The organism is Pseudomonas sp. 22515, from assembly GCF_052044625.1.
In the GTDB taxonomy this organism is placed as follows: Bacteria; Pseudomonadota; Gammaproteobacteria; order Pseudomonadales; family Pseudomonadaceae; genus Aquipseudomonas; species Aquipseudomonas alloputida.
In genome coordinates this window covers 31,452-56,510 of record NZ_JBQENN010000003.1, presented here as the reverse complement: position 1 = coordinate 56,510, position 25,059 = coordinate 31,452, and the positions used below count along the sequence as shown (strand labels likewise).

The window sequence follows — 25,059 nt, the reverse complement described above, 5'->3', positions numbered from 1 at the left end:
CAATTGGCGCGGCCCTCCATTTCAAGGGGCTGGCCCGATAACGTCGTAGTCCGCTGCATAACCATCGAATTTGATAGGGAAGGAACACCACCATGGCATTGACCAAAGACCAACTGATTGCCGACATCGCCGAATCGATCGCCGCGCCAAAAGCCACCGCCAAGAACGCTCTGGAGCAACTGGGCCAGATCGTTGCCGACCAACTGGAAAACGGCGCTGAAATCACTCTGCCAGGCATCGGCAAGCTGAAAGTCTCCGAGCGTCCTGCCCGTACCGGCCGCAACCCTTCGACTGGCGCTGCCATCGAAATCGCTGCCAAGAAAGTCGTCAAGTTCGTTCCAGCCAAAGTGCTGACCGACGCTATCAACAAGTAATTGTTGTTTTGACGAAACCGCGCCCNTCATGCCTGTGATTTACGCTGGGCGTGCCAGGCCTGGCGTGCGGCGTCGTCATGGAAGCTCCAGGCGACCATGCGGCTCTGTTTCTGACCCTGGCCCATCTCGATGATGCGCACGGCCTTGGCGCCGGACTTCTTCAACGCGGCCTCGATGCCAGGCAGGTTGCTGGCCTTGGACACCAGGCTGGTGAACCACAGCACCCGTTCGGCGTACTGCACGCTTTCGCCAATCAACTGGGTGACAAAGCGGATTTCGCCACCCTCGCACCACAGTTCATTGTTCTGGCCACCGAAGTTCAGCACCGGCAGCTTGCGCTTGGGGTCCTGCTTGCCGAGGTTCTTCCATTTGCGCTGGCTGCCGCGGGTGGCTTCGTCGCGTGAGGCATGGAAGGGCGGGTTGCACAGGGTCAGGTCAAAGCGTTCGCCCTCCTGCAGCAGGCCGCTGAGGATGTGCGCTCGGTTGGCCTGCTGGCGCAGGGTAATGGCTTTGCCCAGGCCATTGGCCTGGACGATAGCCTTGGCCGAGGCCAGAGCCACGGGGTCGATGTCTGAACCGAGGAAGCGCCAGCGGTAGTCGCTGTGGCCCAGCAGTGGATAGATGCAGTTGGCCCCCACGCCGACGTCCAGCGCGCGCACTTGGGTGCCCCTTGGGACGTCGCCAGCATTGTCATCGGCCAGCAGATCGGCGGCTACGTGGATGTAGTCGGCACGGCCAGGAATGGGCGGGCACAGGTAATCGGCTGGGATGTCCCAGTGCTGGATGCCGTACTGGGCCTTGAGCAGTGCACGGTTGAACACGCGGACGGCTTCGGGGTTGGCAAAATCGATGCTGGGCTTGCCGTGGGGGTTGGTGATGGTGAAACGGGCCAGGTCAGGGTGGGCCTTGATCAGGCTGGGGAAGTCGTAGCGACCCTGGTGGCGGTTGCGCGGGTGCAGGGTGGGTTTGTTCGGGGTCATGGCAGTGTCCAGCCCTATACGAGCGGTGGCTTGAAGAACCTGGGGCTGCTACGCAGCCCTTTCGCGACACAAGNGTGTCGCGAAAGGGCCGTGCAGCGGCCCCAACGGTCTCTCTAGTGATTACAGCGCTGCAATCCGCGCATGCTGCTCGGTGAAGTTGGCCAGGGCCTGTTCGGACTCGGCCAGCTTGGCGCGTTCCTTCTCGATCACCGCAGGCGGGGCCTTGTCGACGAAGGCTGCGTTGGACAGCTTGCCGCCAACACGTTGCACTTCACCTTGCAGACGCTGGATTTCCTTGTTCAGGCGCGCCAGCTCGGCATCCTTGTCGATCAGCCCGGCCATTGGCACCAGCACTTGCAGGTCACCGACCAGGGCGGTAGCGGACAGCGGCGCTTCGTCGGCATCACCCAGTACGGTGAACGACTCGACCTTGGCCAGCTTCTTCAGCAGCGCTTCGTTTTCCTGCAGGCGGCGCTGGTCGTCGGCGTTGGCGTTCTTCAGGAACAGCGGCAGCGGCTTGCCGGGGCCGATGTTCATTTCGGCGCGAATATTACGCAGGCCGACCATCAACTCTTTCAGCCACTCGATGTCGCCTTCGGCGGCGGCGTCAATGCGTGCTTCGTTGGCCACTGGCCATGGCTGCAGCATGATGGTCTTGCCGTCGATGCCGGCCAGCGGCGCAATGCGCTGCCAGATTTCTTCGGTGATGAACGGCATGAACGGATGCGCAAGACGCAGTGCCACTTCCAGCACGCGCACCAAGGTGCGGCGGGTGCCACGGGCGCGCTCTACCGGGGCGTTTTCGTCCCACAGTACCGGTTTGGACAGCTCCAGGTACCAGTCGCAGTACTGGTTCCAGATGAACTCGTACAGCGCCTGGCTGGCCAGGTCGAAGCGGAACTGCTCCAGCTGGCGGGTTACTTCGGCTTCGGTACGCTGAAGTTGCGAGATGATCCAGCGGTCTGCCAGCGACAGCTCGTAGGCTTCGCCGTTCTGGCCGCAGTCTTCACCCTTGTCCAGCACGTAGCGGGCAGCGTTCCAGATCTTGTTGCAGAAGTTGCGGTAGCCTTCGACGCGGCCCATGTCGAACTTGATGTCGCGGCCTGTCGAGGCCAGCGAGCAGAAGGTGAAGCGCAGGGCGTCGGTGCCGTAGCTGGCAATACCTTCGGGGAACTCGGCCTTGGTCTGCTTGGCGATCTTCTCGGCAAGCTTGGGCTGCATCATGCCGCTGGTGCGTTTTTCCAGCAGGGCGTCGAGGGTGATGCCGTCGACGATGTCCAGCGGGTCCAGCACGTTGCCCTTGGACTTGGACATCTTCTGGCCCTGGCCGTCACGTACCAGGCCGTGCACGTACACGGTCTTGAACGGTACCTGCGGGGTGCCGTCTTCGTTCTTGATCAGGTGCATGGTCAGCATGATCATGCGCGCAACCCAGAAGAAGATGATGTCGAAGCCAGTCACCAGCACGTCGGTGGAGTGGAACTTCTTGAGGAATTCGGTCTGTTCCGGCCAGCCCAGGGTGGAGAATGTCCACAGGCCCGAGCTGAACCAGGTGTCGAGTACGTCGTCATCCTGACGCAGGACCACGTCGGCGCCCAGCTTGTGCTTGGCGCGCACTTCTTCCTCGTTGCGGCCAACGTAGACCTGGCCGGCCTCGTCGTACCACGCAGGAATGCGGTGGCCCCACCACAGTTGGCGGCTGATGCACCAGTCCTGGATATCGCGCATCCAGGAGAAGTACATGTTCTCGTATTGCTTGGGCACGAACTGGATGCGGCCATCTTCCACGGCGGCGATGGCAGGCTCTGCCAGCGGCTTGGTGGAAACGTACCACTGGTCGGTCAGCCACGGCTCGATGACCGTGCCGGAACGGTCGCCTTTCGGCACTTTCAGGGCGTGGTCGTCGATGCTGACCAGCAGGCCCTGGGCGTCCAGGTCGGCGACGATCTGCTTGCGCGCGACAAAGCGGTCAAGGTTGGCGTACTGGGCCGGCAATTGGGTGTCGACCTGCTCGTTAACGCTGCCGTCGAGGTTGAAGGCCTGGGCGCTGGCCAGCACGAAGGCGTTCTTGTCGAAGATGTTCAGCAGTGGCAGGTTGTGGCGCTTGCCGACTTCGTAGTCGTTGAAGTCGTGGGCCGGGGTGATCTTCACGCAACCGGTACCGAACTCGGGGTCGCAGTAGTCATCGGCGATGATCGGGATGCGGCGGCCGACCAATGGCAGTTCGACGAATTTGCCGATCAATGCCTGGTAGCGTTCGTCGTTCGGGTTGACTGCTACGGCAGCGTCACCCAGCAGGGTTTCCGGACGCGTGGTGGCAACTACCAGGTAGTCCTGGCCTTCGGCAGTCTTGGCGCCGTCGGCCAGTGGGTAGCGCAGGTTCCACAGGTGGCCTTTCTCGTCGTGGTTTTCCACTTCGAGGTCGGAGATGGCCGTGTGCAGCTTGGTGTCCCAGTTGACCAGGCGCTTGCCGCGGTAGATAAGGCCGTCTTCATGCAGGCGCACGAACGCTTCTTTAACCGCTTCGGAGAGGCCGTCGTCCATGGTGAAGCGCTCGCGGCTCCAGTCTACCGATGAGCCCAGGCGGCGAATCTGGCGGCTGATGTTGCCGCCGGACTGATCCTTCCATTCCCAGACTTTTTCCAGGAACTTTTCGCGGCCCAGGTCATGACGGTTCTGGCCTTTGGCTTCAAGTTGGCGCTCGACCAGCATCTGCGTGGCGATACCCGCGTGATCGGTACCCGGCTGCCACAGGGTGTCGCGGCCTTGCATGCGGCGGAAACGGATCAGGGCGTCCATGATCGCGTTGTTGAACCCGTGGCCCATGTGCAGGCTGCCGGTTACGTTCGGCGGCGGGATCATGATGGTGTAGGACTCGCCTGCACCTTGTGGAGCGAAATAGTTCTCGGACTCCCAGGTGTTGTACCAGGAAGTTTCGATTGCGTGCGGCTGGTAGGTCTTATCCATGCGCGGCGGGACCCTGTGCATTTATTCGGGAAAGCCGGGAAGTATAACCAAGCTGGGGGCCGCAGGCGACAAGCTGCTGACAACTGTGGGAACAGAGTCGCCTGCTTCGCGGGCAAGTCCGCTCTTACGGGCAAAGCGCAGGCTCAGAACCTNCGACACCGTTGCCCGGTTCTACTCGGAACGCTTGATCAGCCGCTCGATCCGCGCATCCAGCCGGCGCTTGATTTCGTTCTCGATATGCGGGGTAAAGTCGTTGATCACGTCCTGCATGATCATCTGCGCTGCGGCGCGCAGCTCGCTTTCCAGGTGCAGCAGGGTGTCCTGGCGGCGGGTCTGCGGGTCGTCCTCGGGTTCGGCAGCTACAGGTTCGGCGGGCGCCGCGGGGTCGCTGGCGGCTTCGTCCAGCAGCAACGGAATCTGCTCTACCGTCTCGGTGAGCAGCGGCGGTTGCAGGTCGGCGTCGCCAAGCAGCTGACGGATCGACTCGAGGTCATCGAGCAGATGGGCGGAATCGGGCAAAGGGGAGGGCTTGTCCATCGTCGTCAAAGTCGCTGTAAGCGGTGGTCTTGCAGAGCATAGCCCTGTTCACGGTAGAAACGGAATCGCTCACGGGCTGATTGGCGGATAGCCGGCTCTTCAACAACGATTTCGGCCACCCGCTCGAACTGCCCGACAAAGCCCGGCACGCTGGCGCCGAGGTTGATCAGCAGGCCGTGGTGCTCGCCGGCGTTGTCAGCCAGGCCCAGAACCACGTCAGCATCGGCATGCACCTCGGCGAGGTCGTGGGGCACGAAGGCCTCGCCCTTGAAGCGCCACAAGCGTTGGTCCAGTTCACTGCGCTGTTCTGCATCCTGGCAGTGCAGATAGACCCGGTGGCCGAGGCGCCAGGCCTTCTCGCACAGCTTGCAGGCGAAATCGAGCCGCGCCGACAGCGAGTCGGTGGGCAGAATGTAGAAGTCGACTTTGCTCATGGTGGGAATCGCCGGCCGGTGGCGCGCAAGGCACCACCGGCTTCACGGCTTCAGGCGCCAGCGCGGTCCAGCAGGTACTGGGTCAGCAGAGGTACCGGGCGGCCAGTGGCGCCTTTGTCCTTGCCGCCACTGACCCAGGCGGTACCGGCAATGTCCATGTGCGCCCAGTTGTAGGCTTTGGCGAAGCGCGACAGGAAGCAACCCGCGGTGATCGTACCGGCCTTCGGCCCACCGATGTTGCCCATGTCGGCGAACGGGCTGTCCAGCTGCTCCTGGTATTCATCGAACAGCGGCAGCTGCCAGGCACGGTCGTCGGCGCGCTTGCCGGCATCGAGCAACTGCCCGACCAGGTCGTCGTTATTGCCCATCAGGCCGGAGGTGTGGCTGCCCAGGGCGACGATGCAGGCGCCGGTCAGGGTGGCGATGTCGATCACCGCCTGCGGCTTGAAGCGCTCGGCGTAGGTCAGGGTGTCGCACAGCACCAGGCGGCCTTCAGCGTCGGTGTTGAGGATTTCCACGGTCTGACCGCTCATGGTGGTGACGATGTCACCTGGGCGGGTGGCGCCGCCGCTTGGCATGTTCTCGGCGCAGGCCAGCAGGCACACCAGGTTGATCGGCAGTTGCAGCTCGAGCACTGCACGCAGGGTGCCGAACACGCTGGCGGCGCCGCACATGTCGTACTTCATTTCATCCATGCCGGCGCCTGGCTTGAGGCTGATGCCACCGGTGTCGAAGGTAATGCCTTTACCCACCAGCACGAATGGCTTGTCGGCCTTTTTGCCGCCCTGGTAATTGAGCATGATCAGGCGTGGCGGCTGGTCGCTGCCCTGGCCCACGGCGTAGAACGCGCCCATGCCCAGGTCCTTGATCTTTTTCTCGTCCAGCACTTCAACCTTGAGGGCCTTGTGCGCCTTGCCCAGTTCCTTGGCCTGTTCGGCCAGGAAGCTTGGGTGGCAAAGGTTGGGTGGCAGGTTGCCGAGGTCACGGGTGAAGGCCATGCCGCTGGCGATGGCGCTGGCATGCTTGACCGCACGCTCGACTTCGGCCTGTCCGGCTTTGTCGGCCAGCAGGGTGACCTTTTTCAGCGCACGCGGCTCGGCTTTCTGGCTTTTGAATCGGTCGAACACATATTCGCCGTCCAGCAGGGTTTCGGCCAGCAGGCGGTATTTGCCGTAATGGGCGTCGCGGTTGCTGACTGCGATATCGTCCAGGGCCAGTACTGCGTCAGTGCCGTTCAGGCCCTTGAGCACGCCAGCGACACTGGCCACCAGTTTGCGCCAGGCACGGTCGCCCAAGGCTTCTTCCTTGCCGCTGCCCACCAGCAGCACGCGCTCGGCCTTCAGGCCCGGGAGGTTCTGTAGCAGCAGGGTCTGGCCCGGCTTGCCGGCCAGGTCGCCGCGCTTGAGCACGGCGCTGATGGCGCCTTCGCTGGCCTGGTCGACAGCCTTGGCAACAGCGCCGAGCTTGCGGTTTTCACCTACCGGAAGGACCAGTGTGGCGGTTTTTACGGATGCAGCAGCTACGCTTTTTACAACCAGTTCCATGTCAGGATCCCCGAATGATCGATACGAATGGCGCTGTGTGTTCCAGCGCTCTGGACGGGCCTGGCCGCGTCGTCGCGCACCAGCGGAAAAGCTGCCAGTTTGAGCCTGTGGCAAGCGTGCTGACAACCCCGTTGTGCACCTTCGTACGCGGCCAAGTGACAGGGGCGGTCAATCACAGGATAATGCGCGCACTTTACATGGAGGTTCGCCTTTGGCGAACCGGCATTGGTCTTGGATGTACTAAGTCATTGTTTGGCGCCATTGCATGGCAGTCCGCCCTGACAACCCAGGAGTGTCTGGTTTGATCGTCTTTCGTTATCTGTCCCGCGAGGTCCTGGTCACCTTGAGCGCCGTCAGCGCTGTGCTGTTGGTGATCATCATGAGCGGGCGCTTCATCAAGTACCTGGCCCAGGCTGCCCAGGGCGTGCTCGACCCTGGCGTGTTGTTCCTGATCATGGGCTTCCGCTTGCCAGGCTTCCTGCAACTGATCCTGCCTCTGGGGCTGTTCCTCGGCATCCTCCTGGCTTACGGGCGCCTGTACCTGGAAAGTGAGATGACCGTGCTGTCGGCCACTGGCATGAGCCAGCAGCGCCTGCTGGGCATGACCATGGCGCCGGCTGCCCTGGTTGCCCTGCTGGTGGCCTGGCTGAGCCTGAGCCTGGCCCCGCTGGGCGTGGCCCAGGTGCAGCAGATCATCAGCCAGCAGGATGCCCTGACCGAGTTCGACACCTTGGTCCCGGGCCGCTTCCAGACCTTGCGTGATGGCTCGCGGGTAACCTATACCGAGCAACTGTCGGATGACCGCATCAACCTGGGCGGGGTGTTCATCTCCGAGAAGCGCTTCAACCAAGACAAGACCAAGGATCGCGCCCCGTCGGTGCTGGTCGCCGAGAAAGGCCACCAGGAAATCCAGGCCGACGGCAACCGCTATCTGGTGCTGGAAAACGGTTACCGCTACGACGGCAACCCGGGCCAGGCCGACTACCGCGCCATCAAGTACGACACCTACGGTGTGCTGCTGCCCAAGCCGGAAGTCGCCGAGGAAGTGACCGAGCGCGAAGCGCTTCCCACCTCCGAACTGATCGGCAAGGAGGGCCTGCGTGAGCGCGCCGAGCTGCAATGGCGGCTGTCGCTGCCGATCCTGGTGTTCGTCGTCACCCTGCTGGCGGTGCCACTGTCGCGGGTCAACCCGCGCCAGGGCCGTTTCCTCAAGCTGCTGCCGGCAATTCTTCTGTACATGGCCTACCTGACAATGCTGATTTCCGTACGCGGCGCCCTCGAGAAGGGCAAACTGCCGATCGCCCTGGGCATGTGGTGGGTACACGGTCTGTTCCTGCTGATTGGCCTTGGCCTGATGTATTGGGAGCCGCTGCGCCTCAAACGCGCCGCCCGCCGTGCGGAGGTGGCCCATGGCTAAGCTCGATCGATACATCGGCCAGAGCGTGCTGCTGGCCATCCTGGCCGTGCTGGGGATCATCCTCGGCCTGGCTTCGCTTTTCGCCTTCATCGATGAGATGGGCGACCTGAGTGACACCTACACGGTGCTGGAGGCAGGCAACTTTGTCCTGCTTACTGCACCTCGGCGGCTGTATGAAATGCTGCCAATGGCCGCCCTGATCGGTTGCCTGATCGGCCTGGGCAGTCTGGCCAGCAGCAGCGAGCTGACCATCATGCGTGCGGCTGGCGTGTCCATCGGCCGTATCGTCTGGGCGGTGATGAAGCCGATGCTGGTGCTGATGCTGGTGGGGCTGCTGATTGGCGAATATGTGGCACCGGTGACCGAGAACAAGGCCCAGGCCGACCGTTCCCTGGCCCAGGGTGGTGGTGAAGCACAGAGCTCCAAACGTGGCATGTGGCACCGCCAGGGCGAGGAGTATGTGCACATCAACGCCGTACAGCCCGATGGCCTGCTGCTGGGCGTGACCCGCTACCGCTTCGACAGCGAGCGCAAGATTGTCACCTCGAGCTTTGCCCGCCGTGCGCAGTACCAGAACGACCACTGGCTGCTCGCCGATGTGCGTACCACCTACTTCCGTGGCGACCACACCGAGGTGGTCAACGCGCCGGAGGAGCGCTGGGATGTTTCGCTCACGCCAGAACTGCTCAATACCGTGATCCTCGCGCCGGAGTCGCTTTCGATTACCGGGTTGTGGGATTACATCCACTACTTGTCTGATCAGGGCCTGAACAACTCCCGCTACTGGCTGGCGTTCTGGACCAAGGTGCTGCAGCCGATGGTAACGGCGGCCCTGGTGCTGATGGCGATCTCGTTCATCTTTGGCCCGCTGCGTTCGGTTACCCTTGGTCAGCGCGTGTTCACGGGTGTGCTGGTGGGCTTCGTGTTTCGCATTGGCCAGGACCTGCTCGGGCCTTCGAGCCAGGTATTCGGCTTCCCGCCGCTGCTGGCGGTGGTGATACCGGCGGGCATCTGTGCCTTGGCCGGTGTGTGGTTGTTGCGCCGGGCAGGGTAATAGCCAGAGCTGCACAAGAAAGCCGACCTCAGGGTCGGCTTTTTCATGGGTGTTTATCTGGCCCGGCCCGTTCGCGGGTAAACCCGCGCCTACAGGTATCGCGCAGGCATCAGGAAAGGGCCCGAACCGGCAACGCCAATCCTCTGGCTCATTTCTTCTGTTTAGGTACCCGCACCAGCTGGCTTTCCGAATAGATGTCATGCCAACCACGCTTGCGCTTGTCGATCAGCACCCAGAAAAAACCCAGCCCCAGGCACAGCCACGAGGCAATCGACACGACGAACCGCAAGAGCGCCTGCCACAGGCTGATGGCCGAGCCATCGGCATTCTGCACCCGAACGCCCCATACCTGCATACCCAGCGTCTGCCCACCGTGGGTCCAGAACTTGGCAAAGAAGCCGAACAGGGCAAACAGCAGTACCGTAGACAGCAATGGGTCGCCATCCAGTGCACCGGCCTCGGTCAGCTCGCGCATACGTGCTTCGCCGATGATCGACATCTGAATTATCTTGTAGGCGCCGGCGGTCACGATCAGCAGCGCGGTGCACAGTAGAAAGTCATAGAACATCGCTGCCAGGCGCCGGCCCAGGCCGACCGGCGGAAAATCACCCTGGGGTGTGAGCAGAGGCTTGGACATGCAGGACAGCTCCAGAAGACGAGCCTGCTATTCTACGGGCAAAAAAAAACCCCTGCACTTGGCAGGGGCTTTTCAAAGTCTGGCGCTGGATCAGACAGGTTGAACCTTGTCAGCCTGCATGCCTTTCTGGCCCTGAACTGCTTCAAAGGTAACCTTCTGGCCTTCTTTCAGGCTTTTGAAGCCGCTACCTTCGATAGCGCGGAAGTGCACGAACAGATCCGGACCGCTTTCTGGGGTGATGAAGCCGTAACCTTTTTCGTCATTGAACCACTTGACGGTACCGTTCTGACGCTCAGCCATTGTCTTATTTCCTATGAAGCTTAAATTTTGATGACAGTTTCTTTCGCACTTTTTTGTAAGCGAAAGATTACTGGGCTGGGTTGCAGGAAGTAAGAGACGTCGAACGGGTTGTAGCAAATCTCGGCTACTGGCCCAGGTCACGAACTGTTGCGACCCATGCAAACACAGTGCAGTGACTCTACGCCAACTCCCGAGCGAAAAACAAGCCCTTGGTCGTATGGAAAACTGGCCGCTTGCCGATAACCGACCGATTTGTCGGAAACGGCATGGCGCCTGGCCTGGCGCCATGTTCAAAAGTTATTGGGCAGGTTCGAAAACGAATATGTCGACGCTGCCCAAAACCTTCACAAAGCTGTTTCAGCCACGGTAGTAACGTGGTGTCACGAAAGGCATTTTGCTGACTTTCAAGGCCACCTTCTTTCCACGCACCACGGCAAACAGTGCGGTGTCGAGTGCTGCATGTTCACTATCGATATAACCCATGGCGACAGGTGCGGCGAGTGTCGGGCCAAAGCCCCCGCTGCACACTTTGCCTACCGGTTTATCGTTTGCGTCGACAATGTCCGCACCTTCACGAACAGGCGTACGCTCCTGCGGCAACAGGCCGACACGTTTGCGCGCAACACCATCGCGCACGTGGGCGAAGATCGTCTCGGCACCCGGGAAGCTGGCAGCCCGTGCACCCTCGGCACGGCGCACCTTGGAAATTGCCCACAGCAGGCTGGCTTCGATCGGCGTAGTCTCGCTGTTCATGTCGTGGCCATACAGGCACAGGCCAGCTTCCAGGCGCAGCGAGTCGCGTGCGCCCAAGCCGATCGGCTGTACTTCCGGCTCGGCCAGCAGGCGGCGAGCCAGGGCGTCGGCAGCGTTGACCGGTACCGAGATCTCGTAGCCGTCTTCGCCGGTGTAGCCCGAGCGGCTGACGAAGCAGTCCACACCCAGCAGTGTTACTCGGCGGAACTGCATGAAGGTCATGCCGGCCACTTCTGGAGCCAGGCGTTCCAGCACCTTGACTGCAGCCGGGCCTTGCAGGGCGAGCAGGGCACGCTCCTCGAACAGCGGCTGCACCTCGCAACGGTTGCCAATGTGGGATTGCAGGTGAGCCAGGTCCTGCTCCTTGCAGGCGGCGTTGACTACCAGGAACAGGGTGTCCTCGCCCAGGTTGGCCACCATCAGGTCGTCGAGAATGCCGCCTTGCTCATTGGTGAACATGGCATAACGCTGCATGCCCACCGGCAGGTCGATGATGTCCACCGGTACCAGGCTTTCCAGCGCCTTGGCGGCGTCAGCGCCACGCAGAACGATCTGGCCCATGTGCGAGACGTCGAACAGGCCGGCCTGCTCGCGGGTGTGCAGGTGTTCCTTGAGCACGCCCAGCGGGTACTGCACCGGCATGTCGTAGCCGGCGAACGGCACCATGCGTGCACCCAGTTCCAGGTGCAAGGCATGCAGTGGGGTCTTGAGCAGTGTTTCGGACATCGATGACTCCTTGCTGTCATTGTTGGGTCAACATTCGATGATGTTGACGGCCAGGCCGCCACGGGCGGTCTCTTTGTATTTGCTTTTCATGTCGGCGCCGGTCTGGCGCATGGTGCGGATGACCTTGTCCAGCGACACGTAGTGCTGCCCGTCGCCGCGCAGGGCCATGCGTACCGCGTTGATGGCCTTCACCGAGCCCATGGCATTGCGCTCGATACAGGGCACCTGTACGAGGCCGCCTATCGGGTCGCAGGTCAGGCCCAGGTTGTGTTCCATGCCTATTTCGGCTGCGTTCTCCACCTGCTGCACGCTACCGCCCATCACTTCGCACAGCGCCCCAGCGGCCATCGAACAGGCAACGCCGACCTCGCCCTGACAGCCCACTTCGGCCCCGGAGATGGAGGCGTTTTCCTTGTACAGGATGCCGATGGCTGCGGCGGTGAGCAGAAAGCGCACCACCCCGTCCTCGCTGGCACCGGGGACGAAGCGCATGTAGTAGTGAAGGACTGCCGGGACGATGCCCGCTGCACCATTGGTAGGGGCGGTGACCACACGACCGCCGTAGGCGTTTTCCTCGTTCACCGCCAAGGCGTAGAGGTTGACCCAGTCGAGCACTGACAGGGCATCACGCAGGCTGGCTTCCGGGTGGCCGCTCAGTTGGCGGTACAGGGCCGGTGCGCGGCGTTTGACCTTGAGCCCTCCCGGTAATATGCCCTCATGCTGGCAACCTGCCGCGACGCAATCTTGCATCACCTGCCAGATGCGCAGCAGCCCGGCTCGGGTTTCTGCTTCAGGGCGCCAGGCGGTCTCGTTGGCCAGCATGACCTGGCTCACCGACAGGTCATGCGCGGTGCAGTGGCCGAGGAGCGCCTTGGCGGTCTTGAACGGATAGGCCAGCACCGTGGTGTCTTCGACGATGCGGTCATGGCCGGCAGCGTCCTCGTCGACCACGAAACCACCGCCTACCGAGTAATACTCGCGGCTTCGGATTTGCAGGCCTGCGTCGTCGAAGGCGCGAAATATCATGCCGTTGGGGTGGTAGTCCAACGGCTTGCGGATCATCGCCAGGTGCTGCTTTTCGATGAACGCAATGCTGTGTTCGCCCAGCAGGTTGATGCGTCCGCTGTCGCGGATGACCTGCAGGCGGGCGGGAATGCTGTCGGTGTCGATAATGTCCGGGTGTTCGCCTTCAAGGCCCAGCAGCACGGCTTTGTCACTGCCGTGGCCTTTGCCTGTGGCGCCCAGTGAGCCATACAGCTCGGCTTTGACGCTGGCGGTGCGGGCCAGCAGGCCGTCACGGCGCAGCCCTTCGGCAAACCGCGCAGCGGCGCGCATCGGGCCGACCGTGTGGGAGCTGGAGGGGCCGATGCCGATCTTGAACAGGTCGAAGACGCTCAGTGACATGTTGACCTCCTGCCAGTTTGTTGGGCGGACGTTGAGCCCTGTAGGCGCGGGTGAACCCGCGCCTACACAGAGTCCGCCACCCAAGCCAGGTGGCGGGGAAGGGCTATCAGGCGTCCTGATAGCTCTCGATCGACGGGCAGGCGCACACCAGGTTGCGGTCGCCGAACACGTTGTCGACCCGGCCGACCGGCGGCCAGTACTTGCCTTCCACCAGGCTCGCCAAGGGGTATACCGCCTGCTCGCGGCTGTAGCCATGGGTCCATTCGCCAACCAGCTCAGCCGCAGTGTGCGGTGCGTTTTTCAGCGGGTTGTCGTCCTTGTCCAGGCTACCGTCCTCCACCGCGCGGATTTCTTCGCGGATCTGGATCATCGCGTTGCAGAAGCGGTCCAGTTCTTCTTTGGACTCGCTTTCGGTCGGTTCGATCATCAGCGTGCCAGCCACCGGGAAGGACATGGTCGGGGCGTGGAAGCCAAAGTCGATCAACCGCTTGGCCACGTCGTCGACACTGATGCCGCTGGTGTCCTTCAGTGGGCGCAGGTCGAGAATGCACTCGTGAGCCACCAGGCCGTTACCGCCGGTATACAGAACAGGATAGTGCTCTTCCAGGCGGCGGGCGATGTAGTTGGCGTTGAGGATTGCCATCTGCGAGGCACGTTTGAGGCCGGCACCGCCCATCATGCGGATATACATCCATGTGATCGGCAGGATGCTGGCGCTACCGAACGGCGCAGCGCATACCGCGCCTTGGGTGTTTTCCAGCTGTGCATGGCCTGGCAGGAACGGCGCCAGGTGCGACTTGACGCCAATCGGGCCTACGCCCGGGCCACCACCACCGTGCGGGATGCAGAAGGTCTTGTGCAGGTTCAGGTGGGAAACGTCGCCGCCGAACTTGCCGGGTGCGCACAGTCCGACCATGGCGTTCATGTTGGCGCCGTCGATGTACACCTGGCCACCGTTGTCGTGGATGATCGCGCAGATTTCGCCGATCGCTTCCTCGAACACGCCGTGGGTCGACGGGTAGGTGATCATGATTGCGGCCAGGCGCTCGCGGTGCTCGATGGCTTTGGCGCGCAGGTCCTCGACATCGACGTTGCCACGGGCGTCACAGGCGGTAACCACGACACGCATGCCAGCCATGTGTGCGGTGGCCGGGTTGGTGCCATGGGCCGACGACGGGATCAGGCAGATATCGCGGTGGCCTTCACCCCGGCTGCGGTGGTAGGCGCGGATCGCCAACAGCCCGGCGTATTCGCCCTGCGAGCCGGCGTTGGGCTGCAGCGATACGGCATCATAGCCAGTGGCCGCGCACAGCATGGCCTCCAGTTCGGTGGTCATCTGCAGGTAGCCCTGGCTCTGCTCGGCCGGGGCAAATGGGTGCAGGTTGCCGAACTCGGCCCAGGTGACCGGGATCATCTCGCTGGCGGCGTTCAGCTTCATGGTGCACGAGCCCAGCGGGATCATGCTGCGGTCCAGCGCCAGGTCCTTGTCGGCCAGGCGGCGCAGGTAGCGCATCAGCTCCGTTTCGCTGTGGTAGCGGTTGAACACCGGGTGTTCGAGGATGGCCGACTGGCGCAGCAGGGCGGCAGGCAGCAGGGAACCGGTGCTGGCTACCAGTGCGGTGAAATCAGGCTGTGCCTGCTCGCCACCCAACAGCTGCCACAGCGATTCGACGTCAGCCTGAGTGCTGGTTTCGTCCAGAGACAGGCCCACATGGGCGGCATCGATCTGGCGCAGGTTGATGCCCTGGGCGCGTGCCTTGTCATGCAGGCTGGCGGTGGCAGTGCCGGTGGCCAGGGTCAGGGTATCGAAGGCGCTGGCGCCCACCACTTGTACGCCAAGCGCCTTCAGGCCGGCGGCGAGGATCGCGGTCAGGGCATGGGTGCGCTCGGCAATGCGCTTGAGGCCGGCAGGGCCGTGGTACACGGCGAACATGCTGGCGATGTTGGCCAGCAGCACCTGGGCGGTGCAGATGTTGCTGGTAGCCTTTTCGCGGCGGATGTGTTGCTCGCGGGTCTGCATGGCCAGACGCAGGGCGGTTTTGCCGAAGCGGTCGATCGACACGCCGACCAAGCGGCCAGGCATATCGCGCTTGAACGCGTCGCGGGTGGCGAAGTAAGCCGCGTGCGGGCCACCGAAGCCCAGTGGCACGCCGAAGCGCTGGGCGCTGCCGATGGCCACGTCGGCGTCGAACTCGCCCGGTGGGGTCAGCAGGGTCAGGGCCAGCAGGTCTGCCGCTACGGCGACCAGGGCGTTGGCCGCGTGGAAGCGCTGCACGACCTCGCGGTAGTCGAACACTTCACCGTTGCTGGCCGGGTATTGCAGCAGGGCGCCGAAGAAGGCGCTGACGTCGCCCAGCTCGCGTTCGTCGCCAACCACAACCTCGATACCCAACGGCTCGGCACGGGTGCGCAGCACGTCGAGGGTTTGCGGGTGACAATGCACGGAGGCGAAGAAGGCATGGCTGGATTTGTTCTTCGACAGGCGCTTGCAGAAGGTCATGGCCTCGGCCGCAGCCGTGGCTTCGTCGAGCAAGGAGGCGTTGGCGATCGGCAGGCCGGTGAGGTCGCTGATCAGGGTCTGGAAGTTCAGCAGCGCTTCCAGGCGGCCTTGGGAAATTTCTGGTTGATACGGGGTGTAGGCGGTGTACCAGGCCGGGTTTTCCAGCAGGTTGCGCAGGATCGGTGCCGGGGTGTGGGTGTTGTAGTAGCCCTGGCCGATGTAGCTTTTGAACAGCTGGTTCTTGCCGGCGATGGCCTTGAGTGCGGCGAGTGCGTCGGCCTCGCTCTGGCCGTCGTGCGAGCCAAGCACGCTGGTGCCTTTGATGCTGTCGGGGATGACCGCAGCGGTCATGGCGTCCAGCGAGTCGAAGCCCAGTGCAGTGAGCATGGCCTGTTCGTCAGCGGCGCGCGGGCCTATGTGACGGGCGATGAATTCGTTGGCGGTGCCGAGGTTGATGGTCATGGTGGGGTTCCTCAGGCGTCGTCGTTGGCTTTGAGCAGGCGGTCGTAGGCGTCCTGGTCGAGCAGAGCGGTTACGGCTTCTGCATCGGCAGGGATGAAGCGGAAGAACCAGCCTTCGCCCATCGGGTCTTCGTTGACCAGTTCCGGGCTGTCTTCAAGCTGGCCGTTGACCTCGACCACTTCACCCGTCAGTGGCATGTACACGCCGCTGGCGGCCTTGACCGATTCGACGGTGGACGCTTCGCTGCCTTTCTCATACTGCTGCAACTCTGGCAGTTGCACGAAAACCACGTCGCCCAGGGCATTCTGGGCGTAGGCGGTGATGCCCACGGTGACGCTGCCATCGGCTTCGACGCGCAGCCATTCGTGATCTTCAGTGAAACGCAACTCGCTCATGGGGAATCCTCGGGAAGCAGGGCGTTGGGGGGGGCGCGGTGGCGCCGCGCTCTTAGGGTAGGATTCCCTTAGCAATAATGCAGCCAACCTATAAAACTTCTTATTTATCAATAGATTACGTAAATAGGCAGAGAAGCCGTATTTTTCGTATGGAATGATATCGTTACAGGTGCTCATGGGAGGAAAAGGGTTTGAGCATCAAACCCTTGTGCACCCACGTCGAGGAGGGTATGTATCGTTTTCGTTACGACGTATTGAAAACGATACATATGGTGCCCGACAGGCCTGGTGCCAATGGCCTCCGGTCATCTCACTTTCAGCAAATGATCCAGCGAAAACGCGCCGGCGCCACGGGCGACCAGGAGCAGCAAGAGCCCTGCCCAGGTCAGGTGGGTAGGCCACGCATCGGGGTAGACGAACACTTCGATCACCAACGTCATGCCCAGCAGTGCCAGCGCTGATAGCCGGGTCATCAGCCCGAGCACCAGCAATAGCGGGAACAAGTGCTCAGCGTAGGCGGCCAGGTGCGCTGCAAGCCAGGGCGAGAGTAGCGGCAGCGCGTACTCGGTGCGGAACAGCTCATAGGTGCCGGGTGTGAGGGTAAGTAAACCTTCCACTTTGGTGCGCCCGGAAAGAAAGAATACCGAGGCGATCCCGAACCGGGCGACCATGCATAATAAGTCATCGCTCAAACGGTGCTCGAGGCTCTGTGCAATGTGGTTCCAGGCGCGCCGCAGGCTGCTGGCCGGGGGCGTGAAGTCGGCACTAGCCATGATGGTGTTCTCCTGTGAAGGCAAGTGGGCGAAAAGCCTGGGCTGTCATCAGGCGCCCGAGCATCTCGGTGAAATCCAGGTCGGTTTCAGCGTGTCGCGCCAGTTCCGAGGCCTGCATCAGCGACTGTCCGGCAGCACAGGCCCTGAGAAACGCATGGCCACCTTTTCCCAGTGGCTGGTGGCATACGCCATCAGCGGTGCCGACAAACAGCACCCCTTCGCCCACCCATGGCTGGTCATCGGGCCAGGCAACCTGCTCGCGGGCGCAGCGCCACAGGGTGTACACAGGGTGCGCCTCGCACCAGTACCAGCGAGCACTGGCACGGGGGGGCAAGCAACCGTGATCAAGGTCGCTGGGGGTCATGCCTGCCAGGTCGACAAGGTTCAGGCACGTTTCGTACGGCGCGCTGAAGGCTTCTGTCCAATGCAGGTCCAGGCGGGCGACATCCGCCAGATACGGCACAGCGTGCTGTGACTGAATGTCTTCGAGGAAATCCGGGAAGGTTGCGCCATAGCAGATCAGCCGGGGATCGCTGGGGGGAAATTGCCGCGCATAAATTGCCGCGGTCTCATCCATCCAGGCGCGCCCGACGAGTGTGCACACGCTCGGAAAGTTAGCGCGCAGCGCATCCACGCAGCCGGCCAACACCGTGTTGCGATAAACCGCGAACGCCGCTTGTTCGGTCACTCCTGAAAGCTCGGGAGCAGGACGGGAATAGAGCGCCTCGATGAACGCTTGCTGGAACTGACCAAGGGAAAGGTTCATGGCAATACACCTGGGCAAGACATGATCGACTGTGCGATGGACCGTTCAGCAAGCAGCTCGGTGAACGGGGGAAGCTTGTCGTCACGTTCAATGAGTGTCGGGCGCGGGCCGACACGGGAAACCAGTTGGCGGTACAGCGCCCACACAGGCTCGGCCACCAGCGCATCATGAGAGTCGATCAACAGGCTGCCTTGGTCATCATCGCTGTGCCCGGCCAGATGAACTTCTGTGATGGCTTGCGCTGGAAAGCGGTCCAGGTAGGCAGTTGCCGAAAACCCCAGATTGTGAGCACTCACATAGACGTTGTTGATGTCCAGCAGCAGGCCACAACCGGTGCGACGTGTCAGTTCGTCAAGAAAGTCGATCTCGTCCCAGTCATGGCCCTGCAGCTGCAAGTAATGACTGGGGTTTTCGATGGATATACGCCGGCCCAATACCTCCTGGCATCGCTGGATGTTTTCAGCGATGCGCTGCAGGGCTTCGTTGCTGCGGGGAAATGGCAGCAGGTCTGGATGGTAGTGCCCCTGCCAGGTGGACCAGGCCAGGTGCTCTGACACAAGTACCGGTTCGATCTGATCGCACAGTGCGCGCAGACGCTGCAAATGGTCCTGATCGGGGGGCGCGTCAGCCGCAAGCGAAAGTGCTACACCATGCAATGAGACCGGGTGAAGTGTTGCGATTCGGTTCAGCCAGGCAAGGCGAGGGCCACCGACCATGTAGTTCTCCGGGTGAACCTCAAACCAGAGCCCTTCGAGATTGCACGCCAGCGCCTGGTCGTAGTACTCGGCCTTCAGGCTGATTCCGGCGCCCATTCGTGCGTCTGCGTTCATGGTCGGTTTCCCCTGATCAAGACTTGATAGGTGTCAGCGAGCCCATGCCGGCGGGTGTCTTGATCGATGTGCAGGTGCCGGCGGGGACGTTTTTCCAGTGCATGCCGTCGTAGTCCTTCTTCGCACTGCCGGCGCAACTGGTGCCGGCGCCGGCCTTGCAATCGTTCTTTCCTGCCATGGCGACGCCGTAGCATTTTTCCATGGCAGCGCCACTGCCTGCGGGTTGCGTGCTGTCGGCCGCCATGGCAACGCCTGCAAGCGAGGCGAGCGCGAGTGCAGCAGTGGTGAGGGCGAGGGTTTTCATGGGTCAATCTCCTGGGCGTGTGGCCGTGGTCTTTACCGGCGGCTCATGGAGTAATTCGTGCCTTGCGTAAAACGGGTTACAGCCTTGGAAGAAATTTTTTCAGGGCGTGTCTTCACGACCTGATGTTGAAGCCAAGGGCGTGGCATATTTGCAGCACCTGCGTGCCACACGCCGGGAGCGGATGAATCAAGTCAATTGTATTCAGGGTGTAACCCAGGCGACCCATGCAGCGAACTAACTCACAGGATGAGCTCGAGGCTCGCGAGGCCCGGTTGAAAGCACTGTTGCTTCGTGGGCTGACAGGCGACCAGCTGGCCTATCAGGATTTTCTTGGCACGCTTGCGCTGCATGTACGTGCGTTTCTGCGCAGCCGTCTGAGCAGGCGCCCGGCCGAGATAGAGGACATGGTGCAGGATGTGCTGCTGGCGGTGCATAACGCGCGCCACACTTACCAGTCGCAGCAGCCGTTGACCGCCTGGGTGCAGGCGATCGCCCGTTACAAGCTGGCGGATCATCTGCGAAGTGTTTCACGTCGCGACGCCCGGCATGATGTGCTGGACGATGATGCGCAACTGTTTGCCGTCTCGGAGGTTGAATCAGTCGAGGCCAGCCGAGACCTGACCAAGCTGCTCAAGCAACTGCCAGAGCGGCAACGACTGCCGATTGTTCATGTCAAGCTGGAGGGGTTGTCCGTCGAAGAGACGGCACAACTTACCGGGCTTTCCAGTTCAGCGGTAAAGGTGGGGATACATCGAGGTCTGAAAGCGCTATCCAGGCTGATTGGAGGAGCCAACAACCATGAAGACTGACGATTTGATCGCCTTGCTGGCCGCAGGCGAAGGGCCAGTACCGCGCCACGCCGTTTGCAGGCGGATGGCAGTGGCTGTGCTGGGCGGGCTGACCGCCGCACTGCTGCTGACAATTACCCTTTACGGTGTACGCAGTGATATCACAGAGGTCGCACAAACCCCGTTGTTCTGGGGCAAAGTCGCCTTTCCAACCAGCTTGGCGTTGATCGGGCTGTGGTTGACGAGCCGCTTGGCCAGGCCAGGAGGGAAGGGCGCTGCAGGCTGGAAGATGCTTGGCTTGCCACTGCTGCTGGTCTGGTGCGGGGCGGCGGTCAGCATCGCCGGGGCGCCTGTGGAGGCGCGCGCCGAACTGTTGTTCGGGCGCACATGGCGTACCTGCGCACTGAATATCACGTTGCTGTCGGTGCCGGCCTTTGTCACCGTGTTCTGGGCGCTGAAAGGTCTGGCGCCCACTCGGTTACGGCAAGCGGGCGCTGCCGGTGGCCTGCTGGCGGGCTCGACCGCAACGGTTGCCTACTGCCTGCATTGTCCGGAAATGGGCGTACCGTTCTGGGGTGTGTGGTATGTCCTGGGCATGCTCCTGCCGACGGTATTCGGTGCCTGGTGGGGCCCCCGCATGCTGCGTTGGTAGGCTGTACCGGCAGGCCCCACGCCACTCAGAACGATGTCATTCAAGGGGAGCGTGAGATCGCTTAACCCGCAACAAACCAGGGCAATGCCAGGTACAGCTTGATCACGATGACATTGATGATGTCGATGAAGAACGCCCCCACCATCGGCACCACGAGGAAGGCGAGGTGCGAGGCACCATAGCGTTGTGTCACCGCCTGCATGTTGGCGATGGCTGTCGGTGTAGCACCCAGGCCGAAGCCACAGTGGCCGGCAGCCAGGACTGCTGCATCGTAGTTGCGCCCCATTACCTTGAACGTCACGAAGATTGCGAACAGCGCCATGACCAGTGTCTGTGCGGCCAACAAGGTGAAGAAGGGTAACGCCAGGGCTGCCAGGTCCCACAACTTGAGCGACATCAAGGCAATGGCCAGGAACAGGGACAAACTCACATTGCCCAGTACCGACACTTCCCGTTCGAATACTTTGTAAACGCCTAAAGCCCGAAGCCCATTGCGCAACACTACACCGACGAAGAGTACGCAAACGAAGGTCGGTAGTTCGAATGCTGTGCCTTTCAACAAGCCATTAAGTAATGTGCCCGTCAGTAAGCTGACAGCAATAAGTGCCAAGGTTTCTATAAATGAAAACGATGTGATCAGGCGCTCTCTGTCGGGTTGTTCAAAGCCCTTGGGTAACTGCGGTGCCTCTTCTTGCACGCCAGGTGTTTCGACCCGTTTGATCAGCAACCGGGCGACTGGCCCACCGATCAAACCGCCCAACACCAGGCCGAAAGTGGCAGAGGCCATTGCCAGTTCCGAAGCCGAAGCCAGGCCGAACCGCTCAGTGAAGGTCGCGCCCCAGGCAGCGCCTGTACCGTGGCCACCCGACAAGCTGATCGAACCGGCCAGCAGGCCCATCAGCGGGTCGAGCCCCAACGCTGTTGCCAGGCCGATGCCCATGGCATTCTGAACCATTAGCAAACCCGTCACCACCAGAAGGAATACGGCGACCACGCGTCCACCCTTCTTCAGGCTTGCGAAGTCTGCACTCAAGCCGATGGTAGCGAAGAATGCCAGCATCAACGGTGTTTGCAACGAGGTATCGAATTGGACGTGTACATCGAAATTGCGCAATGCCAGGAGTAACAGGGCAACGACCAGGCCGCCTGCAACAGGCTCCGGGATATTGTATGCGCGCAGGAAACCAATGCGTGCAACCAGGCCGCGTCCCAGTAGCAGTACCAACGAGGCAGCTACCAGTGTCCCGTAAAAATCGAGTTCGAACATCAGGGTACTCTTCGTTCAGGGTGACAAGCAAAATTGCAATGTCGCCATTCTACGGGGAGCACTCCAGTTACATGTGGCTGAGCGGCTAGGAAAAGTCCGATTCAATTATGGGTTTTGACCACAGCCGTCATGGTTTCCCGGGTATTCCATATTTACGCAGCCTCTGCGCGATAGCCGTGTGCGAAGTTTGCAAGCGCCCGGCCAGTTGCCGTGTTGACGGGTAGCTGGCATACAAACGCTGTAACAGCTCGCGCTCGAAATCACCTACAGCCTGTTCCAGGCTGGCCACTTCGCCATCTTGCCCGCGTGCCACCGAGGTGCCGGCGATGTCCAGGTCGCCGATATCCACCAGGTTGCCCTCGCAGATAGCCGCGGCGCGGAAAATCACGTTCTGCAATTGGCGCACATTGCCCGGCCAAGGGTTGGCCAGCAGTGCCGAATGGGTGGAGGGGGTCAGCCGACAGGCTGGGCGCTGGATCTGCGTGCACGCCTGCTGCATGAAGAAGTGCGCCAGCATCAGGATGTCCTGGCCACGGTCGCGAAGCGGCGGTACCTCCAGGTTAAGCACGTTCAGGCGGTAGAACAGGTCTTCGCGAAAGCTGCCTTCGGCGACCATGCGCTCCAGATCGCGGTGGGTGGCGCTGATGATGCGCACATCCACCTTCACTTCACGGTCGCCACCCACCCGGCGGAAGCTGCCATCGCTGAGAAAACGCAGCAGCTTGGCCTGCAGGTAGGGCGACATTTCACCAATTTCATCGAGAAACACGGTGCCCTGGTTGGCCAGTTCCATCAGCCCAGGCTTGCCACCGCGTTGCGCGCCGGTAAAGGCCCCGGGCGCGTAGCCGAACAGCTCGCTTTCGGCCAGGCTCTCGGGCAGCGCGGCGCAGTTCAGCGCCAGGAACGGGGCCGCGTGGCGGCTGCTGACGGCATGGCAGGCGCGGGCGACCAGTTCTTTGCCGGTGCCGGTCTCGCCATGCACCAGCAGCGGTGCATCGAGCGCAGCCACGCGTAAGGCGCGGGCCTTGAGGGTGCGGATGGCCGGCGACTCGCCCAGCAAGGCATCGAAGCCTTCGGCGTGGTCGTGGTGCAAGGCCGACAGGCGTTCGCCCATGCGCGAGGGGGGGTACAGCGTCAGCAGGCCACCGGCGTTGGTAATCGGCATGGCGTCCAGCAGCAGGCTATGGCCGTTCAGCTGCATTTCGCGCATGGGCAGGTGGAAGTTGTTGTCCAGCAGCGCTTGCAGCAGCGCGGGGTCGCCAAACAGCTCACCCACCGAGCGCCCGGCAGATTCGCGGCCGCACAGTTCGATCAGCGCCGGGTTGGCCAACAGCACCAGGCCTGCGCTGTCTACCGCCAGCACCGGATCGCTCATGGCGGCCAGCAGGGCATCGAGCTGCAGGTGGCGGCGCTGGCCGGGGAGGATGTCGACCACGTCCACCGATTGCACACCCTGTACTTCGAACAGCGCGTCGTGCAGTTCTTCGAGTACGGCGGGGCTGAGGGTGGGGGCGTCGATGTAGACGTTCGGCGGGACCATCTCCACGGCGTCCAGGTTGAGGTTGCGGGCACCGAGCAGGGCGAGGACTTCCTGGGTGATGCCGACGCGGTCGATGAAGCTGACGTGGATGCGCATGGGGTTCGAACAGTTGGCGACGGAGGCCGCCAGTATGCCCTGAGACGGGGTTCAGGCCCAAGGTCGGCGGTGGCGCATTCGCGGGCGCGCCCGCTCCCACTCCCACAGGGTTGCTGCTGTCCATGCGGGGGCGGGCTTGCTCGCGAAAAGGGTCACTCCAGATGTTCAGGTTTGATCGGGTCGCCCGATTTCACCTCGAGCTTTTCGCGGATGTCCGCAAACATATGGTCATAGAGCTTGTGCGGCGAACTCAGGGTCTCGAACTTCTTCGGCGGCGCCAGATACGACTGCGCCTTGCGGGTCAGTAACATGAGGAAGCTGGGCAAGGCCTGGTCCTTGGCCAGGAAGAACTTTTCTTCCACCGTCTTGCCTTCGATGCTGCCATGCATGTGGAACTGAATGCCTCTGCCTTCCTTGGGGTCCGACACGGCCTCGTACTCGATGTTCAGGTCATAGCTGTGGTCGGCGTTGTTCAGCGCAGAGCGCTCGATGTGTACATGACCGGGCTGATACTGGGCCATGGCTATCTCCTTTGGAAGGTCGAAAATGGCGGGCCGCGTAAGCCCGCCGACTGCATTCAACGGTAGCTGATCCCCGGCTTCTCGGTGGAAACCCGAGTGCCGGCCGTGCCTTTGACGATGTCTTCGATGTTCTCCAGCGAACTGATCACCGCCACCTTGCCGGTGTTGCGGGCAAAGTCGCAGGCAGCCTGCACTTTCGGCCCCATGGAGCCGGCGGCAAACCCCAGCGTTTCCAACGCGTCCGGGTGGGCCTGGGCGATGGCCTTCTGCGTCGGCTTGCCCCAGTCAATGTAGGCTGCATCGACGTCGGTGGCGATAATCAGAAGGTCGGCTTCCAATTGCTCGGCCAGCAGCGCCGAGCACAGGTCTTTGTCGATCACCGCCTCGATGCCTTTGAGCTTGCCGTTTTCATCGTACAGGGTGGGGATGCCGCCACCGCCTGCGCAAATCACGATGCTGCTTTTTTCCAGCAGCCACTTGATCGGGCGAATTTCGAAGATACGCTTGGGTTTCGGGCTGGCTACCACGCGGCGGTACTTGTCGCCGTCGGCCTTGACCACCCAGCCCTTTTCCTTGGCCAGGCGCTCGGCCTCTTCCTTGCTGTAGACCGGGCCGATGAACTTGGTCGGGTCCTTGAAGGCCGGGTCGTTGGCGTCCACTTCCACCTGTGTCAGCAGGGTGGCGAACGGCACTTCAAAGTCCAGCAGGTTGCCCAGTTCCTGTTCGATCATGTAGCCGATCATGCCTTCGGTTTCGGCACCCAGCACGTCCAGCGGGTAGGCCTCGTCTGGCTTGTACGACAGGGCCTGAAGCGACAGCAGACCCACTTGCGGGCCGTTGCCGTGGGCGATGACCAGCTCGTTGCCAGGGTGAATCTTGGCGATCTGTTCGGTGGCGGTGCGGATATTGGCGCGCTGGTTGTCAGCGGTCATGGGCTCGCCGCGACGAAGCAGGGCGTTGCCGCCCAATGCAACAACGATACGCATGGTAATGTCCTTTGATGAAAGAGGGGACGCTGCGCTCGGACCGCCCCGCTCC

At 62.0% G+C, this 25,059-nt stretch carries 24 protein-coding genes; 5 read left to right on the top strand and 19 right to left on the bottom strand.

Going from position 1 to position 25,059, the window contains the following annotated elements:
* Positions 1 to 92 precede the first annotated feature (92 nt).
* Positions 93 to 374: an HU family DNA-binding protein gene (locus ACTJJN_RS04635; RefSeq protein ID WP_003255106.1), complete on the top strand. Its 282-nt coding sequence runs from the start codon at positions 93 to 95 to the stop codon at positions 372 to 374.
* A gap of 26 nt (positions 375 to 400) precedes the next feature.
* Here ACTJJN_RS04635 and rlmF read toward each other — a convergent pair whose 3' ends face one another.
* The 5 genes from rlmF to ACTJJN_RS04610 form a co-directional block, all read right to left on the bottom strand.
* A complete protein-coding gene (gene rlmF / locus ACTJJN_RS04630) occupies positions 401 to 1,354 on the bottom strand; it encodes a 23S rRNA (adenine(1618)-N(6))-methyltransferase RlmF (protein ID WP_012051325.1) in 954 nt (317 codons plus the stop codon).
* 120 nt (positions 1,355 to 1,474) lie between these two features.
* Positions 1,475 to 4,321 (bottom strand): valine--tRNA ligase, encoded by a 2,847-nt coding sequence (locus ACTJJN_RS04625; protein ID WP_003255103.1) that lies wholly within the window; start codon positions 4,319 to 4,321, stop codon positions 1,475 to 1,477.
* A gap of 171 nt (positions 4,322 to 4,492) precedes the next feature.
* The gene (locus ACTJJN_RS04620) at positions 4,493 to 4,858 is read right to left on the bottom strand and encodes a hypothetical protein (protein WP_003255102.1); all 366 of its coding nucleotides are present in this window, start codon (positions 4,856 to 4,858) and stop codon (positions 4,493 to 4,495) included.
* Between the two features lie 5 nt (positions 4,859 to 4,863).
* Positions 4,864 to 5,292 carry a DNA polymerase III subunit chi gene (locus tag ACTJJN_RS04615; protein WP_010952168.1) on the bottom strand — a complete coding sequence of 143 codons (429 nt, stop codon included), beginning with the start codon at positions 5,290 to 5,292 and terminating at the stop codon, positions 4,864 to 4,866.
* 50 nt (positions 5,293 to 5,342) lie between these two features.
* Positions 5,343 to 6,836 (bottom strand): leucyl aminopeptidase, encoded by a 1,494-nt coding sequence (locus ACTJJN_RS04610; protein ID WP_012051326.1) that lies wholly within the window; start codon positions 6,834 to 6,836, stop codon positions 5,343 to 5,345.
* A gap of 301 nt (positions 6,837 to 7,137) precedes the next feature.
* Here ACTJJN_RS04610 and lptF point away from each other — a divergent pair, with 301 nt between their 5' ends.
* Both lptF and lptG read left to right on the top strand, forming a co-directional pair.
* Positions 7,138 to 8,253, top strand: a complete 1,116-nt coding sequence (lptF, locus tag ACTJJN_RS04605; protein WP_004575655.1) for an LPS export ABC transporter permease LptF — start codon at positions 7,138 to 7,140, stop codon at positions 8,251 to 8,253.
* Positions 8,246 to 9,307: an LPS export ABC transporter permease LptG gene (lptG, locus tag ACTJJN_RS04600; RefSeq protein WP_012051328.1), complete on the top strand. Its 1,062-nt coding sequence runs from the start codon at positions 8,246 to 8,248 to the stop codon at positions 9,305 to 9,307. The genes lptF and lptG overlap by 8 nt, the downstream gene beginning before the upstream one ends.
* Positions 9,308 to 9,455: 148 nt before the next feature.
* Here the strand turns inward: lptG and ACTJJN_RS04595 are convergent, their stop codons facing one another.
* The 10 genes from ACTJJN_RS04595 to ACTJJN_RS04550 form a co-directional block, all read right to left on the bottom strand.
* Entirely contained in the window at positions 9,456 to 9,944 is a 489-nt protein-coding gene (locus ACTJJN_RS04595) for an RDD family protein (protein ID WP_012051329.1), read from the bottom strand.
* A gap of 90 nt (positions 9,945 to 10,034) precedes the next feature.
* A complete protein-coding gene (locus ACTJJN_RS04590) occupies positions 10,035 to 10,244 on the bottom strand; it encodes a cold-shock protein (protein WP_003255093.1) in 210 nt (69 codons plus the stop codon).
* Positions 10,245 to 10,601: 357 nt separating this feature from the next.
* Complete coding sequence (gene gcvT / locus ACTJJN_RS04585) at positions 10,602 to 11,723, bottom strand: glycine cleavage system aminomethyltransferase GcvT (protein ID WP_012051330.1); 1,122 nt, start codon at positions 11,721 to 11,723, stop codon at positions 10,602 to 10,604.
* Between the two features lie 27 nt (positions 11,724 to 11,750).
* Positions 11,751 to 13,127 carry an L-serine ammonia-lyase gene (locus ACTJJN_RS04580; RefSeq protein ID WP_004575653.1) on the bottom strand — a complete coding sequence of 459 codons (1,377 nt, stop codon included), beginning with the start codon at positions 13,125 to 13,127 and terminating at the stop codon, positions 11,751 to 11,753.
* A gap of 106 nt (positions 13,128 to 13,233) precedes the next feature.
* Positions 13,234 to 16,089 carry an aminomethyl-transferring glycine dehydrogenase gene (gcvP, locus tag ACTJJN_RS04575; RefSeq protein ID WP_012051331.1) on the bottom strand — a complete coding sequence of 952 codons (2,856 nt, stop codon included), beginning with the start codon at positions 16,087 to 16,089 and terminating at the stop codon, positions 13,234 to 13,236.
* An 11-nt stretch (positions 16,090 to 16,100) separates the two neighbouring features.
* Positions 16,101 to 16,484 (bottom strand): glycine cleavage system protein GcvH, encoded by a 384-nt coding sequence (gcvH, locus tag ACTJJN_RS04570; RefSeq protein WP_003255087.1) that lies wholly within the window; start codon positions 16,482 to 16,484, stop codon positions 16,101 to 16,103.
* Between the two features lie 305 nt (positions 16,485 to 16,789).
* The gene (locus ACTJJN_RS04565) at positions 16,790 to 17,257 is read right to left on the bottom strand and encodes a DoxX family protein (RefSeq protein ID WP_012051332.1); all 468 of its coding nucleotides are present in this window, start codon (positions 17,255 to 17,257) and stop codon (positions 16,790 to 16,792) included.
* Positions 17,250 to 18,023, bottom strand: coding sequence for an HvfC/BufC N-terminal domain-containing protein (locus ACTJJN_RS04560; RefSeq protein ID WP_012051333.1), 774 nt, complete (start codon positions 18,021 to 18,023; stop codon positions 17,250 to 17,252). Before ACTJJN_RS04560 ends, ACTJJN_RS04565 begins: the two co-directional genes overlap by 8 nt.
* The gene (bufB, locus tag ACTJJN_RS04555) at positions 18,020 to 18,853 is read right to left on the bottom strand and encodes an MNIO family bufferin maturase (protein ID WP_012051334.1); all 834 of its coding nucleotides are present in this window, start codon (positions 18,851 to 18,853) and stop codon (positions 18,020 to 18,022) included. The genes ACTJJN_RS04560 and bufB overlap by 4 nt, the downstream gene beginning before the upstream one ends.
* A 16-nt stretch (positions 18,854 to 18,869) precedes the next feature.
* The gene (locus tag ACTJJN_RS04550) at positions 18,870 to 19,157 is read right to left on the bottom strand and encodes a BufA1 family periplasmic bufferin-type metallophore (protein WP_012051335.1); all 288 of its coding nucleotides are present in this window, start codon (positions 19,155 to 19,157) and stop codon (positions 18,870 to 18,872) included.
* A 224-nt stretch (positions 19,158 to 19,381) separates the two neighbouring features.
* On the opposite strand from ACTJJN_RS04550, the gene ACTJJN_RS04545 reads away from it, so the two are divergent.
* Both ACTJJN_RS04545 and ACTJJN_RS04540 read left to right on the top strand, forming a co-directional pair.
* Complete coding sequence (locus ACTJJN_RS04545) at positions 19,382 to 19,966, top strand: sigma-70 family RNA polymerase sigma factor (RefSeq protein WP_012051336.1); 585 nt, start codon at positions 19,382 to 19,384, stop codon at positions 19,964 to 19,966.
* Positions 19,956 to 20,597: a DUF1109 domain-containing protein gene (locus tag ACTJJN_RS04540; RefSeq protein ID WP_012051337.1), complete on the top strand. Its 642-nt coding sequence runs from the start codon at positions 19,956 to 19,958 to the stop codon at positions 20,595 to 20,597. The genes ACTJJN_RS04545 and ACTJJN_RS04540 overlap by 11 nt, the downstream gene beginning before the upstream one ends.
* Before the next feature lie 61 nt (positions 20,598 to 20,658).
* Here ACTJJN_RS04540 and gltS read toward each other — a convergent pair whose 3' ends face one another.
* The 4 genes from gltS to arcC form a co-directional block, all read right to left on the bottom strand.
* Complete coding sequence (gltS, locus tag ACTJJN_RS04535) at positions 20,659 to 21,864, bottom strand: sodium/glutamate symporter (RefSeq protein ID WP_012051338.1); 1,206 nt, start codon at positions 21,862 to 21,864, stop codon at positions 20,659 to 20,661.
* A 127-nt stretch (positions 21,865 to 21,991) separates the two neighbouring features.
* A complete protein-coding gene (locus ACTJJN_RS04530; RefSeq protein WP_012051339.1) occupies positions 21,992 to 23,500 on the bottom strand; it encodes a sigma-54-dependent transcriptional regulator in 1,509 nt (502 codons plus the stop codon).
* A gap of 152 nt (positions 23,501 to 23,652) precedes the next feature.
* Complete coding sequence (locus ACTJJN_RS04525) at positions 23,653 to 24,021, bottom strand: DUF5064 family protein (protein WP_012051340.1); 369 nt, start codon at positions 24,019 to 24,021, stop codon at positions 23,653 to 23,655.
* A 56-nt stretch (positions 24,022 to 24,077) separates the two neighbouring features.
* Positions 24,078 to 25,007, bottom strand: coding sequence for a carbamate kinase (gene arcC / locus ACTJJN_RS04520; protein ID WP_012051341.1), 930 nt, complete (start codon positions 25,005 to 25,007; stop codon positions 24,078 to 24,080).
* Positions 25,008 to 25,059 lie beyond the last annotated feature (52 nt).

Bases quoted from the DNA above. Each gene is read 5' to 3' on its own strand.
- ACTJJN_RS04635 (WP_003255106.1), top strand. From the start codon at position 93: ATGGCATTGACCAAAGACCAACTGATTGCCGACATCGCCGAATCGATC.
- rlmF (WP_012051325.1), bottom strand. From the start codon at position 1,354: ATGACCCCGAACAAACCCACCCTGCACCCGCGCAACCGCCACCAGGGT.
- ACTJJN_RS04625 (WP_003255103.1), bottom strand. From the start codon at position 4,321: ATGGATAAGACCTACCAGCCGCACGCAATCGAAACTTCCTGGTACAAC.
- ACTJJN_RS04620 (WP_003255102.1), bottom strand. From the start codon at position 4,858: ATGGACAAGCCCTCCCCTTTGCCCGATTCCGCCCATCTGCTCGATGAC.
- ACTJJN_RS04615 (WP_010952168.1), bottom strand. From the start codon at position 5,292: ATGAGCAAAGTCGACTTCTACATTCTGCCCACCGACTCGCTGTCGGCG.
- ACTJJN_RS04610 (WP_012051326.1), bottom strand. From the start codon at position 6,836: ATGGAACTGGTTGTAAAAAGCGTAGCTGCTGCATCCGTAAAAACCGCC.
- lptG (WP_012051328.1), top strand. From the start codon at position 8,246: ATGGCTAAGCTCGATCGATACATCGGCCAGAGCGTGCTGCTGGCCATC.
- ACTJJN_RS04595 (WP_012051329.1), bottom strand. From the start codon at position 9,944: ATGTCCAAGCCTCTGCTCACACCCCAGGGTGATTTTCCGCCGGTCGGC.
- ACTJJN_RS04590 (WP_003255093.1), bottom strand. From the start codon at position 10,244: ATGGCTGAGCGTCAGAACGGTACCGTCAAGTGGTTCAATGACGAAAAA.
- gcvT (WP_012051330.1), bottom strand. From the start codon at position 11,723: ATGTCCGAAACACTGCTCAAGACCCCACTGCATGCCTTGCACCTGGAA.
- ACTJJN_RS04580 (WP_004575653.1), bottom strand. From the start codon at position 13,127: ATGTCACTGAGCGTCTTCGACCTGTTCAAGATCGGCATCGGCCCCTCC.
- gcvP (WP_012051331.1), bottom strand. From the start codon at position 16,089: ATGACCATCAACCTCGGCACCGCCAACGAATTCATCGCCCGTCACATA.
- gcvH (WP_003255087.1), bottom strand. From the start codon at position 16,484: ATGAGCGAGTTGCGTTTCACTGAAGATCACGAATGGCTGCGCGTCGAA.
- ACTJJN_RS04565 (WP_012051332.1), bottom strand. From the start codon at position 17,257: ATGGCTAGTGCCGACTTCACGCCCCCGGCCAGCAGCCTGCGGCGCGCC.
- ACTJJN_RS04560 (WP_012051333.1), bottom strand. From the start codon at position 18,023: ATGAACCTTTCCCTTGGTCAGTTCCAGCAAGCGTTCATCGAGGCGCTC.
- bufB (WP_012051334.1), bottom strand. From the start codon at position 18,853: ATGAACGCAGACGCACGAATGGGCGCCGGAATCAGCCTGAAGGCCGAG.
- ACTJJN_RS04550 (WP_012051335.1), bottom strand. From the start codon at position 19,157: ATGAAAACCCTCGCCCTCACCACTGCTGCACTCGCGCTCGCCTCGCTT.
- ACTJJN_RS04545 (WP_012051336.1), top strand. From the start codon at position 19,382: ATGCAGCGAACTAACTCACAGGATGAGCTCGAGGCTCGCGAGGCCCGG.
- ACTJJN_RS04540 (WP_012051337.1), top strand. From the start codon at position 19,956: ATGAAGACTGACGATTTGATCGCCTTGCTGGCCGCAGGCGAAGGGCCA.
- gltS (WP_012051338.1), bottom strand. From the start codon at position 21,864: ATGTTCGAACTCGATTTTTACGGGACACTGGTAGCTGCCTCGTTGGTA.
- ACTJJN_RS04530 (WP_012051339.1), bottom strand. From the start codon at position 23,500: ATGCGCATCCACGTCAGCTTCATCGACCGCGTCGGCATCACCCAGGAA.
- ACTJJN_RS04525 (WP_012051340.1), bottom strand. From the start codon at position 24,021: ATGGCCCAGTATCAGCCCGGTCATGTACACATCGAGCGCTCTGCGCTG.
- arcC (WP_012051341.1), bottom strand. From the start codon at position 25,007: ATGCGTATCGTTGTTGCATTGGGCGGCAACGCCCTGCTTCGTCGCGGC.